Consider the following 16,497-nt stretch of genomic DNA (forward strand, 5'->3'; position numbering starts at 1 on the left):
CGGACCGCCGGGCGCTGCCCGCCCCGGCCCTCCCCGCGACGGGCGCCGGCTCCGGTGCCCCGCGCACCGAGCGCGAGGAGCTGCTGTGCGGGCTGTTCGCGGACGTGCTGGGCGTGCCCGGGGTGGGTGTCGGGGACGACTTCTTCGAGCTGGGCGGGCATTCGCTGCTGGCGACCCGGCTGCTGGTCCGGATTCGGGCCGCCGTGGGCGGCGACCTCACGGTGGCGGACCTCTTCGACGCGCCGACGCCGGGCGGCCTGGCCGCCCGGCTGGACGCCGCGCTGCCGCCCACCGAGCCACGGCGGGAGCGGCCGGAGGTCGTGCCGCTCTCCTTCGCGCAACGGCGGCTGTGGTTCCTCTTCCGCCTCGAAGGCCCCAGCCCCACCTACAACATCCCCCTCGCCCTGCGCATCACCGGCGACCTGAACACAACAGCCCTGGAAAACGCGCTCAACGACGTCGTCACCCGGCACGAACCCCTACGCACCACCATCGGGGAACAGGACGGCGAACCACGACAGAACATCCACCCCGCCACCCCCAACTCATCACACTGCGACACCGCACCACCCACCACAACGACCTCGACACCGAACTGGCCCAAGCCGTACGCCACCCCTTCGACCTCGGCACCGAACCACCCCTGCGCGCCACACTCTTCACCACCAGGAAGAACGGACAGGAACAGTGGACACTCCTGCTCCTGATGCACCACATCGCGGGCGACGGCTGGTCACTACGCCCCCTCCTCAGCGACCTCACCGACGCCTACACCGCCCGCCTCCAAGGCCACACCCCCACCTGGCCCCCACTCCCCGTCACCTACACCGACTACGCGCTGCGGCAGCGCGAACTCCTCGACGAGGGCGGGGCGGAAGACGATCTGGCGTACTGGCGTGAGGCGTTGGCGGGGCTGCCGGACGTACTGGACCTGCCCACCGACCGGCCACGCCCCGCCACCAGCACCTACCAGGGCGCCACCCACACCTTCACCATCCCCCCCGACCTCCACCAAGCACTCCTCGACCTCGCCCGCCAAACCGGCACCACCCTCTTCATGACCCTCCAAGCCGCACTCGCCACCCTCCTCACCCGACACGGCGCAGGCACCGACATCCCCCTCGGCACCCCCATCGCCGGACGCACCGACGACCACCTCGACCACCTCATCGGCTTCTTCGTCAACACCCTCGTCCTGCGCACCCACACCACCGGCAACCCCACCTTCCGCCAACTCCTCACCCGCGTCCGCACCACCAACCTCACCGCCTACACCCACCAAGACCTCCCCTTCGACCACCTCGTGGAGGCCCTGAATCCCGAACGCTCCCTCTCCCGCCAGCCCCTCTTCCAGGTCATGATCGCGCTGAACAACAATCCCCCGGCCGACATCCGCGTGCCGGGGCTGGACATCCGTCCCCACGTCGTCAGCGCCCGGGTGTCCCGCTTCGATCTGACGCTGAGCTTCGACGAGGACGAGAACGCGGCCGGGCGGCCGGGCGCGGGCGGCATGACGGGCTCCCTGGAGTACGCGACCGACCTCTTCGACGCGGCGACCGCCGAGGCGCTGGCGGCGCGGCTCGTGCGGCTGCTCCGGTCGGTCACGGAGGACCCGGGACAGCCCCTGGACCGGATCGCGGTCCTCGACGACGCGGAGCTGCGCCGGCTGACCGTCGACTGGAACGGCGCCGGGCCCGACGCCCGCGCCGGGCGACAACCGGCCACCGTCCACGAACGGTTCGCCGAGCGGGCCGCGCGCGCCCCGGACGCGGTCGCGGTCCGGGAGCCGACCGGCGCGGCCGTCACGTACCGCGAACTCGCGGCCCGTGCCGGGTCGTTGACCTCGCGGCTGCGCGGTCTCGGGGTGCGGCCCGGCGACCGGGTCGCCGTGCTCCTGGACCGGTCGGCCGACCTGCCCGCGGCGACGCTGGCCGTGCTGCGCGCCGGAGCGGCGTACGTGCCGCTGAATCCGGCGGACCCGGTGGCGCGCATGCGGCAGGTCCTGACGGAGACGGGCGCCGCCGCGCTCGTCACCGACCGCGAGCCGGTGGCGGGGCTGTGCCCGCCGGGTGTCCCCGTGCTGCGGACGGACCGGTCCGGCGGCGCGGAGGAGGCGGCCGACGACGCACCGCACGCCGGGGATCCGGCGGAGCTGGCGTACGTCATGTACACCTCCGGCTCCACCGGCCGGCCGAAGGGCATCGGCGTGACCCACGCCAACATCCTCGCGCTGGTGGACGACCGGCGGTGGCGGTCGTCCGCGCACGAACGGGTGCTGGTGCACTCGCCCTTCGCCTTCGACGCCTCCACCTACGAGATGTGGGTGCCGCTGCTGCGCGGCGGCGAAGCGGTGCTGGCCCCCGCCGGTGCCCTGGACACGTCGGCTCTGGCCGACACCCTCGTCCGACGGGGCGTCACCGCGGTGTTCCTCACCACCGCGCTCTTCAACCACCTGGTCGAGACCCGGCCGCAGTGCCTCGCCACCGTTCAAGAGGTTTGGTTCGGCGGCGAGTTCGTCGCCCCCGGGGCCGTCCGCCGGGCGTTGGAGCTCTGCCCGGACACCACCGTGGTCCACGCCTACGGGCCGACCGAGACCACCACGTTCGCCGTGTGCCACCCGCTGCGCACGCCCGGCGCGGTGCGCGAGGAGACGGTGCCGATCGGCCGGGCGCTGGACGGGGACCGCTGCTTCGTGCTGGACGACGCGCTGCGCCCGGTGCCCCCGAACGTCGTCGGTGAGCTGTACATCGCGGGGCGGGGCGTCGCCCGTGGCTACGTCGGGCGGCCGGGGCTGACGGCCCAGCGGTTCGTGGCCTGCCCCTTCGGGGCCCCGGGCGAGCGGATGTACCGGACCGGCGACCTGGTCCGCTGGACCCCCGACGGGCGACTCGTCTTCGCCGGACGCGCCGACGACCAGGTCAAGGTACGCGGCCACCGCATCGAGCCCGGCGAGATCCAGGCGGCGCTGACCGACGATCCGAGCGTCTCGCAGGCCGCCGTCACCGTGGTGGACGATCCGGCGCTCGGCCGCAGGCTGGTGGCCTATGTGGTGCCGGCCGAGGACGGCACCCGGCCGGTCCCGGAGCGGCTGCGCGGGCGGTTGGCCGAACGGCTGCCCGCGTTCATGGTGCCGGGGGCGTTCGTGGTGCTGGACGCGCTGCCGCTGACGCCGAACGGGAAGGTGGACCGGCGGGCGCTGCCCGCGCCGGGCGCGACGGTGACCGGCGCGGGGCGGGAGGCCCGTTCGCCGCGCGAGGAGATCGTCTGCCAGGTGTTCGCCGAGGTGCTGGGCGCTCCGCGCGTCGGCGTCGACGACCACTTCTTCGAGCTGGGCGGGCATTCGCTGCTGGCGACCCGCGTGGTCAGCAGGCTGCGGGCGCTGCTCGACACGGATGTGCCGATCCAGGCGCTGTTCGACGCGCCGACCCCGGCCCGGCTCGCGCGCCGGCTGGAGACCGCACAGGGCCACCGGCGGCCTCCCGTCGAGCGGCGGGAGCGGCCGGAGGTCGTGCCGCTGTCCTTCGCGCAACGGCGGCTGTGGTTCCTCTTCCGCCTCGAAGGCCCCAGCCCCACCTACAACATCCCCCTCGCCCTGCGCATCACCGGCGACCTGAACACAACAGCCCTGGAAAACGCGCTCAACGACGTCGTCACCCGGCACGAACCCCTACGCACCACCATCGGGGAACAGGACGGCGAACCACGACAGAACATCCACCCCGCCACCCCCCAACTCATCACACTGCGACACCGCACCACCCACCACAACGACCTCGACACCGAACTGGCCCAAGCCGTACGCCACCCCTTCGACCTCGGCACCGAACCACCCCTGCGCGCCACACTCTTCACCACCAGGAAGAACGGACAGGAACAGTGGACACTCCTGCTCCTGGTCCACCACATCGCGGGCGACGGCTGGTCACTACGCCCCCTGCTCGGCGACCTCACCGACGCCTACACCGCCCGCCTCCAAGGCCACACCCCCACCTGGCCCCCACTCCCCGTCACCTACACCGACTACGCGCTCTGGCAGCGCGAACTCCTCGGCGACGACGCCGATCCGGAGAGCCTGGCGCACGCTCAGACCGCGTACTGGCGGGAGGCGCTGGCCGGAATCCCCGGACAGCTCCCGCTCCCCATCGACCGGCCGCGCCCGGCGGTGACCAGCTTCCGGGGCGACGTGCACTGGGTGTCGCTGGACGCCTCCCTGCACCGGGCGCTGCTGGACCTGGCCCGGGAGACCGGGGTCACGCTGTTCATGGTGCTGCAGGCGGCGCTCGCCGCGCTGCTGACCCGGCTCGGCGCCGGCACCGACATTCCGCTGGGCACCGCGATCGCCGGACGTACCGACGACCATCTCGACCACCTCATCGGCTTCTTCGTCAACACCCTCGTCCTGCGCACCGACACCACGGGCAATCCGACCTTCCGCGGCCTTCTCACCCGTGTCCGCACCACCGATCTCACCGCCTACGCCCACCAGGACCTGCCCTTCGAGCACCTGGTGGAGGCCGTCAATCCCGAACGCTCCCTCTCCCGCCAGCCCCTCTTCCAGGTCCTGGTCGTGCTCCAGAACGCCCCGGCCGCCGACTACTCCGTGCCGGGGCTCGACATCCGGCCGGTGCCGACCGTTCCGGGCGTGTCCAAGTTCGACTACTCCCTCAGCCTCAACGAGACCTTCGACGCCGAGGGGGCGCCGGACGGCCTGGAGGGCTATGTCGAGTACGCGACGGACCTCTTCGATCCGGCGACCGTCGCGCGCACGGTCGAGCTGCTGGAGGTGCTGCTGCGCTCCTGCGCCGCCCACACCGACCTGCCGATCGGCGACATGGAGCTGGTGACGGGCGAGCGGCGACACCGGATGCTCGATTCGTGGAACGACACCGGCGCCCCGGTGGCGCGGGCCGACGTTCCGGCGCTGTTCGCGCGGCGGGTCGCGGCGGCGCCGGACGCTCCGGCGCTGCTCTTCCCCGGCGGCGAGCTGACGTACGCGGAGCTGGACGCGCGGGCGAACCGGCTGGCGCGGCTGCTGCGTGCGCGCGGCGTCGCGCCGGAGGACCGGGTGGCGCTGGCGCTGCCACGCGGCCCCGAGCTGATCGTGACGACGCTGGCCGTCCTCAAGTCCGGTGCCGCCTATGTGCCGGTCGACCCCGGCTATCCGGCGGCGCGCGTCGCCTACCTGCTGCGCGACGCCCGGCCCGCGCTGCTCGTGACCGACAGCGCCGCCGATCCGCGCCGGACCACGGACGCCGGGGACGTTCCCGTCCTGCTCCTGGACGATCCCGCCGTGTCGGCCGCCCTCGCGGCCGAGCCGGATACGGCCCCGCCGGCGACCGGCGAGCCGGAGCGCGCCGCGTACGTGATCTACACCTCCGGGTCCACCGGGCGGCCCAAGGGCGTCGTGGTGACTCACACGGGTGTGGCCGCCCTGGCGGCCTTCCACGCGGAGCGGCTCGGCGCGGGTCCGGGCAGCCGGGTCCTCCAGTTCGCCTCGCCGAGCTTCGACGCCGCGTTCTGGGAGACCGTGATGGCGCTGCTGACCGGGGCGGCCCTGGTGGTGGCGCCCGCTGACCGGCTGCTGCCGGGCGAGCCGCTGGCCGCGCTGACCGAGGAGTTCGGCGTCACCCACGCGACGCTGCCGCCGTCCGCGCTGCGCGCCCTGGAGGACCGCCCACTGCCGTCCGTGGTCTCGCTCGTGGTCGCCGGCGAGGCGTGCGCGCCCGATCTGGTCCGGCGGTGGTCGGCCGGACGCGCCATGGTCAACGCCTACGGGCCGACCGAGACCACCGTGTGCGCGACGGCGAGCGAGCCGCTCCACGCCGGGGACGGCGCCCCGCCCATCGGTCGGCCGCTGCCGGGCACCCGCGTATACGTCCTGGACGAGCGGCTGATGCCGGTGCCGCCTGGCGTCGCGGGCGAGTTGTACGTGAGCGGGCCGGCTCTGGCGCGCGGCTATCTTGGCCGGGCGGGGCTGACGGCCCAGCGGTTCGTGGCCTGCCCCTTCGGGGCGCCGGGCGAGCGGATGTACCGGACCGGCGACCTGGTCCGCTGGACCCCCGACGGGCGACTCGTCTTCGCCGGACGCGCCGACGACCAGGTCAAGGTACGCGGCCACCGCATCGAGCCCGGCGAGATCGAGGCCGTGCTGGCCGGGCACCCGGCCGTGGCGGACGCGGCGGTGGCGGTGCACCGGGACGAGACCGGGGACGGACGGCTGACGGCGTACGTGGTGCCGGGTACCGCCGGAGCCGCCTCCGGGAACGACGCCGAGCGGGAGCGCCTGGACGCCTGGCGTTCGGTGTTCCGCACCCAGTACGGGGACGACTCGGGAGCCGCGCTCGGCGAGGACTTCTCCGGCTGGCAGAGCGCCTACGACGGGCGGCCCATTCCGCTGGACGACATGCGGGAGTGGCGGGACGCGGCCGTCGCGGCGATCCGCGCCCTGCGGCCCCGGCGTCTGCTGGAGATCGGCGTCGGCAGCGGCCTGCTGCTCGCCCCGCTGGTCGGCGAGTGCGCGAGCTACTGGGGCACCGATGTGTCGTCCGAGGCGATCGAGACGCTCCGGGCCCGGCTCGCCACCCGCCCCGAGACGGCGGCGCGGGTCGAGCTGCGGGCGCTCGCCGCCGACGCGGTCGACGCCCTGCCCGAGGGGCACTTCGACACCATCGTGCTCAACTCCGTCGTGCAGTACTTCCCGAGCGAGTCCTATCTCCTCGACGTGCTGCGCAAGGCGGTGCGGCTGCTGGCCCCGGGCGGCGCCCTGTTCCTCGGGGACATCCGGGACCTGCGCTCCGCCCGGGGACTGTACGAGGCGGCCGAGGCCGCCCGGCTGGGGCCGGACGCCACGGACGGGCACGTGAGCCGGGCCGCCGCGCTGGCCGCCGCGTCGGAGCGCGAACTGCTCGTGGATCCGGCGCTGTTCACGGCCTTCGCCCGGGAGGCCGAGGACCTCGGCGGGGCCGACATACGGCTCAAGCGCGGCCGGTCGCACAACGAACTCACCCGCTACCGCTACGAGGTGGTGCTGCGCAAGAAGCCGACCGGGCCGCTGCTCACCGTCGGCGACGCGCCCCGCCTGCGCTGGGGCGCCGAGGTGACCGGCCTCGACGGCCTGGCCGCGCGGCTGACCGCCGGGCCACGACCGGCCGCGCTGCGGCTGACCGGCGTGCCCAACGCGCGGGCCGCCTCCGACCTGTGGCGGACACCGCCTCGGGCGGCGCGGGCACCGGACCCGGAGGACTTCACCGCTCTCGGTGACCGGCTGGGGTTCGAGACCGCTGTGACGTGGGCGGCGGACCGGACCGGAACCGAGCTGGACGTGCTGTTCGTGGACGCCGACCGGGCGGCCGGGCGGGCGCTGTCCGGGACACACCGGGAGGCGCCCGTGACCGGCACGCTGACGAACAGCCCGGCCGCGCCACCCCGGAACGCCGCGCTGACGGGCGAACTCCGCGCCCATCTCAAGGGGCTGCTCCCGGCGTTCATGGTGCCGGGCGTGTTCATGGTGCTGGACGCGCTGCCGCTCACGCCGAACGGGAAGGTGGACCGGCGGGCGCTGCCCGTGCCCGGGGCGACGGTGTCCGGTGGCGGCCGGGACCCGCGCTCGCCCCAGGAGGAGATCGTCTGCCGGGTCTTCGCGGAGGTCCTGGGCACCGCCCGCGTCGGCGTCGACGACCACTTCTTCGAGCTGGGCGGCCACTCACTGCTGGCCACCCGGGTCACCAGCCGGCTCCGCGCGCTCCTCGACGTCGAGCTGCCGATCCAGGCGTTGTTCGACGCGCCGACCCCGGCCCGGCTCGCCCAGCGGCTGCACGCGGCCGAGGACCGCCGCCGCCCCGCGCTCGCCCCGCGCGAACGCCCCGACGCCATTCCCCTGTCGTCGGCCCAGCGGCGGCTGTGGTTCCTGTCCCGCCTCGAAGGCCCCAGCCCCACCTACAACGTTCCGCTCGCGCTGCGGATGGAGGGAAGCCTGGACCGCCGCGCGCTCCGGGCCGCGCTGGACGACCTCGTGGCCCGGCACGAGCCGCTGCGCACCACCATCGGGGAACGGGACGGCGAGCCGCGGCAGATCATCCACCCGGCCGCGCCGGGGCTGGTCACGCCACGCGAACACGCCGTCGAGGCGGACCGGTTGGAGGCGGAGCTCGCGGACGCGGCGCGCCATCCGTTCGATCTGGGGGCCGAACCGCCCCTGCGAGTCACGCTGTTCAGCACCGGGAAGGACGGGCAGGAGCAGTGGACGCTTCTGCTGCTGATGCACCACATCGCGGGCGACGGCTGGTCACTGCGCCCCCTGCTCGGCGACCTCACCGACGCCTACACCGCCCGCGTCCAAGGCCACGCCCCCGACTGGCCCCCGCTGCCCGTCACCTACACCGACTACGCGCTGTGGCAGCGCGAGCTCCTCGGTGACGCGGCGCGGCCCGGCACCGTGGCCCACGCCCAGACCGCGTACTGGCGTGAGGCGTTGGCGGGGCTGCCGGACGTACTGGACCTGCCCACCGACCGGCCACGCCCCGCCACCAGCACCTACCAGGGCGCCACCCACACCTTCACCATCCCCCCCGACCTCCACCAAGCACTCCTCGACCTCGCCCGCCAAACCGGCACCACCCTCTTCATGACCCTCCAAGCCGCACTCGCCACCCTCCTCACCCGACACGGCGCAGGCACCGACATCCCCCTCGGCACCCCCATCGCCGGACGCACCGACGACCACCTCGACCACCTCATCGGCTTCTTCGTCAACACCCTCGTCCTGCGCACCCACACCACCGGCAACCCCACCTTCCGCCAACTCCTCACCCGCGTCCGCACCACCAACCTCACCGCCTACACCCACCAAGACCTCCCCTTCGACCACCTCGTGGACGTGGCGGGGGCGGAGCGCTCGATGTCCCACAATCCGCTGTTCCAGGTCATGATCGCGCTGGACAACAACGCCCACACCCCGGTCGACCTGCCGGGCCTGCGGGTGAGTCCGCGCCCGGTCGGGACGGGGGCCGCCCGGTTCGACCTGACCTTCGGGTTCAGCGAGCGTGTCGTCGGGGACCTGGTCGCCGACGGCGTCCAGGGCAGCGTGGAGTACAGCACCGACCTCTTCGACGCGGCGACCGCCGAGACGCTCACCGCACGGCTGCTGCTGCTCCTGCGCCGCGCGGCGGACCGGCCGGACACGCCGGTGGGCGCGCTGGACATCCTCACCGAGGACGAACGGCGCCTGCCGGACCGAGCCGCGCACCACGGGCCCGCTCCGCTGGCGACGGCCGCCGCGCTGTTCGAGGCGAGGGTCCGCGAGGCGGGGCACACGGTGGCCGTGACGGCGGGCGAGGCGCAGCTCACCTACGCGGAGCTGAACGCGGCGGCCAACCGCCTGGCCCGGCTGCTGGTGGCCCGGGGCGCCGGGCCGGAAGCCGTCGTCGCCGTCCATCTGCCGCGCGGGCCACGGCTGGCCGAGGCGCTGCTGGCCGTCCTCAAGGCGGGCGCGGTCCACCTTCCCGTGGACCCGGACTACCCGGCCCCGCGCGTCACGCACATGCTGGACGACGCCCGGCCGGTGCTGGTCGTCACCGACGCCCCGCCGGAGGGAGGATCGGCGCTCGACGGCCGGCCGGTGCTGGCGCTGGGCACCGAGGAGACGGTCGGCGCGCTGCGCCGCGCCGGCGACGGGAACCTGGACGACGCGGCCCGACGCGCGCCGCTCCACCCGGAACACCCCGCCTATCTCATCTACACCTCCGGCTCGACCGGGCGGCCCAAGGGGGTGGAGGTGCCGCACCGCGCGGTGGCCAACCTGGTCGCCGCCTCCGGCGCCGAGCTGGGCGGCGTCGGGCCGGGCAGCCGGGTGCTCCAGTTCGCCTCGCCCAGCTTCGACGGCGCCTTCTGGGAGATCGGCGTCACGCTGCTGGCCGGCGGCACCGTCGTCATGCACCCCACCGGCGCCTGGAACGCCGCCGAGGACCTGCTCGGCCTGGTGACCGGGCACAAGGTGACGCACCTGGCGATCCCGCCGTCCGTGCTGGCGATCCTGCCGGACGACGCGCTGCTGCCGGACACCACCCTGTTCGTCGTCGGCGAGGCGTGCCCGCCACACCTGGTGGAACGGTGGGCGCCGCGCTGCCGGATGCTCAACTCGTACGGTCCGACCGAGACCACGGTGTCGGCCACCGTCACCGCTCCGCTGACCGGCTCGGGCACGCCGCCCATCGGCGTCCCGATCCGCAACGTGCGGGCGCACCTGCTGGACGAGCGGCTGATGCCGGTGCCGCCGGGGGTGGTGGCGGAGGTCTACCTCGCCGGAGCGGGCCTCGCGCGCGGCTACCGGGGGCGGCCCGTGACCACCGCCGAGCGGTTCGTCGCCGACCCGTTCGGCGCGCCGGGCGAGCGGATGTACCGGACCGGGGACCTGGCCCGGCGCCGGCGGGACGGAAGCCTGGAGTTCGTGGGCCGCGCCGACGAACAGGTGAAGATCCGCGGCTACCGGATCGAGCTGGGCGAGATCGAGACGACGCTCGCGCTGCACCCGGCCGTCGCCCAGGCGGCGGTGGCCGCGCGGCCCGGCCCGCGCAACCAGCGGCTGATCGGCTACGTGGTGCCCGCGCGGGGCGGCGACGGCGCCGCGCTCGATCCGGCGGCGCTGCGCGGCTTCGCCGCCAGGACGCTGCCGGACTACATGGTGCCCGGCATGTTCGTCACCCTGCCGAGCCTGCCGCTGTCCCCGAACGGCAAGCTCGACCGTGCGGCGCTGCCCGCGCCGGAGCCCGCCGCCCGGACGGCGGCCCGCGCGCCGCGCGGCCCGCTGGAGACGGCGCTGCGCGACACCCTCCGCGACACCCTCGGGGTGCGGGACGTCGGCGTGGACGACGACTTCTTCGAGCTGGGCGGCGACAGCATCACCGCGATCCAGGTCTGCGGCCGGGCCCGCGCGGCGGGGCTCGCCCTGACCCCGCGCGACATCTTCCGGCACCGTACGGTGGCCCAGCTGGCCGCCGTCGCCGTCGCGGCCGGGCCGGCCGCGACGGCGGTGCCGGACGACGGCACCGGCGAGGTGACGCTCACCCCGGTGATGCACTGGCTGCGCGAACTCGGCGGCCCCACTGAGGCGTTCCACCAGTCCCTGCTGCTCCGGGTGCCGGCCGGCCTCTCCCGGGAGACGGTCGCCACCGTCCTGCGGAGCCTGATCGACCATCACGACGCCCTGCGGATGCGCCGCGCGCCCACGTCCGGCGGTGGCTGGACCCTGACCGTCCCCCCGCCGGGGTCGGTGCGGGCCGGTGAGCTGCTGCGCCGGGTGGAGTTCGGGGGCCTGAGCGCCGAGGGGCGGGAGCGCGTTCTGGCGGCGGAGTCCCGGCACGCGGTGCGCGCGCTGGCGCCCGACGCGGGGCGGATGGTGGCGGCCGTCTGGTTCGACGCGGGGGCCGGTGAGCCCGGTCGGCTGCTGCTGGCCGTTCACCATCTCGCGGTCGACGGCGTCTCCTGGCGGATCCTGCTGGAGGATCTGGCCGAGGCGGCGTCCGCCGCCGAGGCCGGGCGCGATCCGGCGCTGCCGCCCGTGGTCACCTCCTTCCGCGGCTGGTCACGGGCGCTGGCCGCCGAGGCCACGAGCCCCCGGCGGGTGGCCGAACTGGCCGCCTGGCGGCGGATCGTGGCGGACCCCGGTCTGCCCGCCCCCGGGCTGGAGCCGGTCGCGACGCGAGATCTGACGTCCACCACGCGGCACCGCGAGTCCGTCGTCGCGGCCGGGGCCACGGGCGCGCTGCTGACATCGGTCGCCGCCGCGTTCCACTGCGGGGCCGACGATCTGCTGCTGACGGCGCTGGCCCTGGCGGTGGCCCGCTGGCGGCAGGGCCGGGGCGTCGCGCCCGGCGACGGCCTGCTGGTCGAGATCGAGGGCCACGGCCGCGCCGACCTGCCCGGCACCGACGTCTCCCGCACGGTGGGCTGGTTCACCAGCGCCCACCCGGTCCGGCTCGACCTGGCGGGCCTCGATCCGGGGGACGCGCTGCGCGGCGGTCCGGCCCTCGGCGAGGCGGTGAAGCGGATCAAGGAGCAGGCGCGGGCGGTCCCCGGCGACGGGATCGGCTACGGGCTGCTGCGCCACCTCAACCCGGCGACGGCGCCCGCCCTGTCGGGGCCGGCCGTGCCGCGCGTCGGCTTCAACTACCTCGGCCGGCTCCCGGCCGGCAGCGACACCGGCCCCGCCAACGGCTGGGGCGTCGCCCCGGAGCCCGGCGCCTTCGGCGGCGGCGCCGACCCCGGCCTGCCCGTGCCGCACGCCGTGGCGCTGAACGTGGTGGCCGAGGACCGCGCCGGGGGGCCGGTGCTGCGCGCGGCGTGGACGTGGCCGGGCGCGCTGCTGGCCCAGGACGACGTGCGGACGCTCGCCGACACGTGGGTCGCCGCCGTGGAACGGCTCGCCGGACTCGGCGCGGCGGCGGGCGGGCGGACCCCGTCCGACCTGCCGCTGGTCAGCCTCACCCAGGAACAGATCGACCGACTCGAAGCAGTGTGGAGGTCACCGCGATGAACCCGTCCGGACTCACCGACGTGCTGCCGCTGGCCCCGTTGCAGGAGGGGCTGTTCTTCCACAGCCTCTACGACGGCGACGGGCCCGACGTGTACGTCACGCAGCTCACCCTCGATCTCGACGGCCCGCTGGACGCCGCCGCGCTGCGCCGGGCCGGCCAGGCGCTGCTGGACCGGCATCCGCAGCTCGGCGCGGCGTTCTGGCTGGACGGCCTCGACCAGCCCGTCCAGGTCCTGCCCCGGCACGTCGAACTGCCCTGGTCGGAGCTGGACTTCTCCGGCCTGCCGCCGTCCGACCGCGCGGCGGAGGTGTCGCGTTTCCTCGCCGGCGACCGGGCCCGGCGCTTCGACATGGCCACGCCCCCGCTGCTCCGCATGGCGCTGCTGCGGCTCGGCCGCGAACGACACCGGCTGGTGCTGACGAACCATCACATCCTGCTGGACGGCTGGTCCACGCCCGTGCTCGTGCGGGAGCTGTTCGCCCTGTACGACGCGGACGGCGACCCGTCGGTCCTGCCCGGCGCCACCCCCTACCGGGAGTATCTGGCGTGGGTGGCCGCGCAGGACGCCGACGCCGCCCGCGCGGCCTGGCGCGCGGAGCTGGGCGGCCTGGACGAAGCCACCCGGGCGGTCCCGGCCCCGCCCGGCCGCCCGGTGCCGCCCCGGAAGCTGACCGCCGAGCTGAGCGATGACCTGACCCGGTCGCTCACCGAGACCGCCCGGTCCCGGGGGCTGACGCTCAGCAACCTCGTGCAGGCGGCCTGGGCCGTGGTGCTGGGGCGGCTGACCGGCCGCGACGATGTCGTGTTCGGCACGGTGGTGGCCGGCCGGCCGCCCGAACTGCCGGGCGTGGACAGCATGGTGGGCCTGTTCATCAACACGGTCCCGGTCCGCCTCCGGCTCGCGCCCGGCGCCGCGCTGTGGACCGTGGCGGCCCAGGCCGGCGACCGGCACCTCGCCCTGGCCCCGCACCACCACCTGCCGCTGGCGGAGATCCACAAGGCGGCCGGCCTGGACGGGCTCTTCGACACGGTGGTGGTCTTCGAGAACTACCCGGCCGGCGCCGCCACCCCCACCGCCCGGGCGCTGCGGGTCACCGGCGCGGCGGGTGAGGACGCCACCCACTATCCGCTGATGCTGGCCGCCGTCCCCGGCGCGCGTCTTCACCTGCGGCTGGACCATCAGCCGGAGGCGATCGGCGAGGAGGCGGCGCGCGCGATCCTCGCGGGCTGCGTCGAGGTCCTGACGGCCCTGGCCGGCGACCCGGAACGGTCCGTCGCGTCCCTCGACCCGATGCCCCCGGCCGAGCGCCACCGCCTGCTGGCCGAGTGGAACGACACTCGCCGCGACGTGCCGCCGGTCACCGTGGCCGAGCTGCTCCAGACGTCCGCCCGCGCCCGCCCCGACGCGGTGGCGCTGGTCTCCGGTGACCTGGAGATCGGCTACGAGGAGCTGAACGCGCGCGCCAACCGCCTCGCCTGGCTGCTGATCAGCGAGGGGGCCGGGCCGGAGCGGGTGGTCGCCCTGGCCGCGAGCCGGTCGGTCGCCATGGTCGTGGGGCTGCTGGCCATCCTCAAGTCCGGCGCCGCCTATCTGCCGGTCGATCCCGCCTACCCGCCGGAGCGCGTCGCGGCCATGCTGGATGACGCCCGCCCGGTGCTCGTCCTCACCGACCAGGCGGCCGAGCCCGCCCTGTCCGCCCTGTCCGCCGAGCCCGCCCGGCCTCCGCTGGTCCTGGACGAGCCGTCCACGCTGGAACGGCTGGCGATACGGCCGGCCCGCGATCCGCGCCCCGGCGACCTGCGCGGCGCGGTCACCGGGGCCTCCGCGGTGTCCGTGATCTACACCTCGGGCTCCACCGGCCGCCCGAAAGGCGTCGTCGGCACGCAGGGCGGGCTGGTGAACCGCCTGGCGTGGTTCGCGGAGCTCTATCCGTTCGAGGACAACGACCCAGTGTGCGCGAAGAGTTCGGTGAGCTTCATCGACGGGACCGTGGAGGTGCTGGAGACCCTCGCGCACGGCGGCCGGGTCGTGCTGGCGGACGCGACCACCGCCGGATCCCCGGCCGCGCTCGCCGACCTGGTGCACAAGAGCGGCACCAGGGTGCTCACCGCCGTGCCGAGCCTGCTCCAGGCCCTGCTGCGCGAGGAGGAGGACGCGGGCGGCGGCCCCGCCGGGCGGCTGGCCTCGCTCCGACTGGTCCTCAGCAGCGGCGAGCCCATGCCGGACGACCTGCCGGGCCGGCTGGCGCGGATCTGCCCGCGGGCCCGGCTGGTCAACTTCTGCGGCTGCACCGAGGCCAGCAGCGAGAGCCTGTACGCCGAGTGCGACGAGCGGGACCGGTCGATCGGCCGACCGCTGTGGAACACCCGCGCCTATGTGCTGGACTCCGCGCTGCGGCCGGTGCCCCAGGGCGTGCCCGGCGAGCTGTACTACGGGGGCGCGGGGGTGGGCCGCGGCTACGCGGGTCGGCCCGGGATCACCGCCGGGCGGTTCGTCGCCGACCCGTTCGGCGCGCCGGGCGAGCGGATGTACCGCACCGGGGATCTCGTCGCGTGGCGCCCGGACGGCAGCCTCACCTTCCTCGGCCGCTCGGACGACCAGGTGAAGGTGCGCGGGGTCCGCGTCGAGCCGGGGGAGGTGGAGGCCGTGCTGCTGGACCACCCCGATGTCCGGGAGGCGGCCGTCGCCGCCCGTGAACGGCCGGAGGGCGGACAGGAGTTGGTGGCCTACGCGGTGCCGGCCGCCGACCGCGTGCCGGACGCGGCCACGCTGCGCCGCCACGCGGCGGACCGGCTGCCCGCACCGATGGTGCCCGGCGCCGTCGTGGTGCTGGACGCGCTGCCGCGCACCCCCAACGGCAAGGTCAACCGCCGTGCGTTGCCCGCGCCGGACGCCGCCGCCCACGGCCAGGCACCGCCGGGGAATCCGGACGAGCAGGTGCTGTGCGAGCTGTTCGCGGACGTCCTGGGCGTGCCGGGGGTCGGTGCCGACGACGACTTCTTCTCGCTCGGCGGCCACTCCCTGCTGGCCACCCGGCTCATCGCCCGGATCCGCTCGGTGCTCGGCGCCGATGTCACCCTCCGGGCCCTGTTCGACGCCCCGACCCCCGCCGGACTGGCCGCCCGCCTCGGCTTCGGCGCCGCCCGCGACGCCTGGTCCGTGCTGCTGCCGCTGCGGTCCACCGGCTCCCGGGCGCCGCTGTTCTGCGTCCATCCGGCGGGCGGCTTCGGCTGGTGCTACGCCGGGCTGCTGCGCCATCTCCCCACCGACCGGCCGGTATACGCCCTCCAGGCGCCCGGCCTGACCGACCCCGACCGGGTGGCCGCCGGCGTCGAGGAGCTCGCCGCCGAGTACCGCGCCCGGATCCGCGCGGTCCAGCCCACCGGCCCGTACCACCTGCTCGGCTGGTCCTTCGGCGGGCAGCTCGCCCACGCCGTCGCGGCCGGGCTGCGGGACGACGGCGAACGGGTGGCGCTGCTGGCCCTGCTGGACGCCTACCCGCCCGAGGAGCTGCCCGCGGCGGAGCCGGTGGACGGTTCGGAGATCCTGCGGTTCCTGTTCACCGAGTACTTCGGCATCGCGCCGCCCCCCGCCGGGGACGGCCCGCTGGACGCCGCCCGCGCCGCCCGGCTGCTGCGCGCCTCGGGGACCGCGGACCTGTCGGAACGCGAGCTGGCGGCCATCGCCGCCGTCCTGCCCGCCAGTGCCCGCGCCGCGCGGGAGCACCGCCCGGTGCCGTACGACGGCGACCTGCTGCTGTTCCGCGCGACCCTCGGGCGGCCCGAGGGCGCGCCCGATCCGCACGCCTGGCGGCCGTATGTCACCGGCCGGATCGATGTCCACGACATCGGGACCACCCACGGGCACATGACCCGCCCGGCCGAACTCGCCCGGATCGCTTCCGTGGTCCGCGCCGCCCTGGACCGCAGCTCCTGATACCGGACCCGGCCCGGGAGCCCGACCGCC

At 75.3% G+C, this 16,497-nt stretch carries 2 protein-coding genes; both read left to right on the plus strand.

Going from position 1 to position 16,497, the window contains the following annotated elements; genetic code table 11:
* Positions 1–85 precede the first annotated feature (85 nt).
* A complete protein-coding gene (locus OIE51_RS02105; protein WP_442811844.1) occupies positions 86–12,529 on the plus strand; it encodes an amino acid adenylation domain-containing protein in 12,444 nt (4,147 codons plus the stop codon).
* The gene (locus OIE51_RS02110; protein WP_326595044.1) at positions 12,526–16,467 is read left to right on the plus strand and encodes an amino acid adenylation domain-containing protein; all 3,942 of its coding nucleotides are present in this window, start codon (positions 12,526–12,528) and stop codon (positions 16,465–16,467) included. The genes OIE51_RS02105 and OIE51_RS02110 overlap by 4 nt, the downstream gene beginning before the upstream one ends.
* Positions 16,468–16,497: the final 30 nt, after the last annotated feature.

Source organism: Streptomyces sp. NBC_01803 (assembly GCF_035917415.1).
GTDB lineage: Bacteria > Actinomycetota > Actinomycetes > Streptomycetales > Streptomycetaceae > Streptomyces.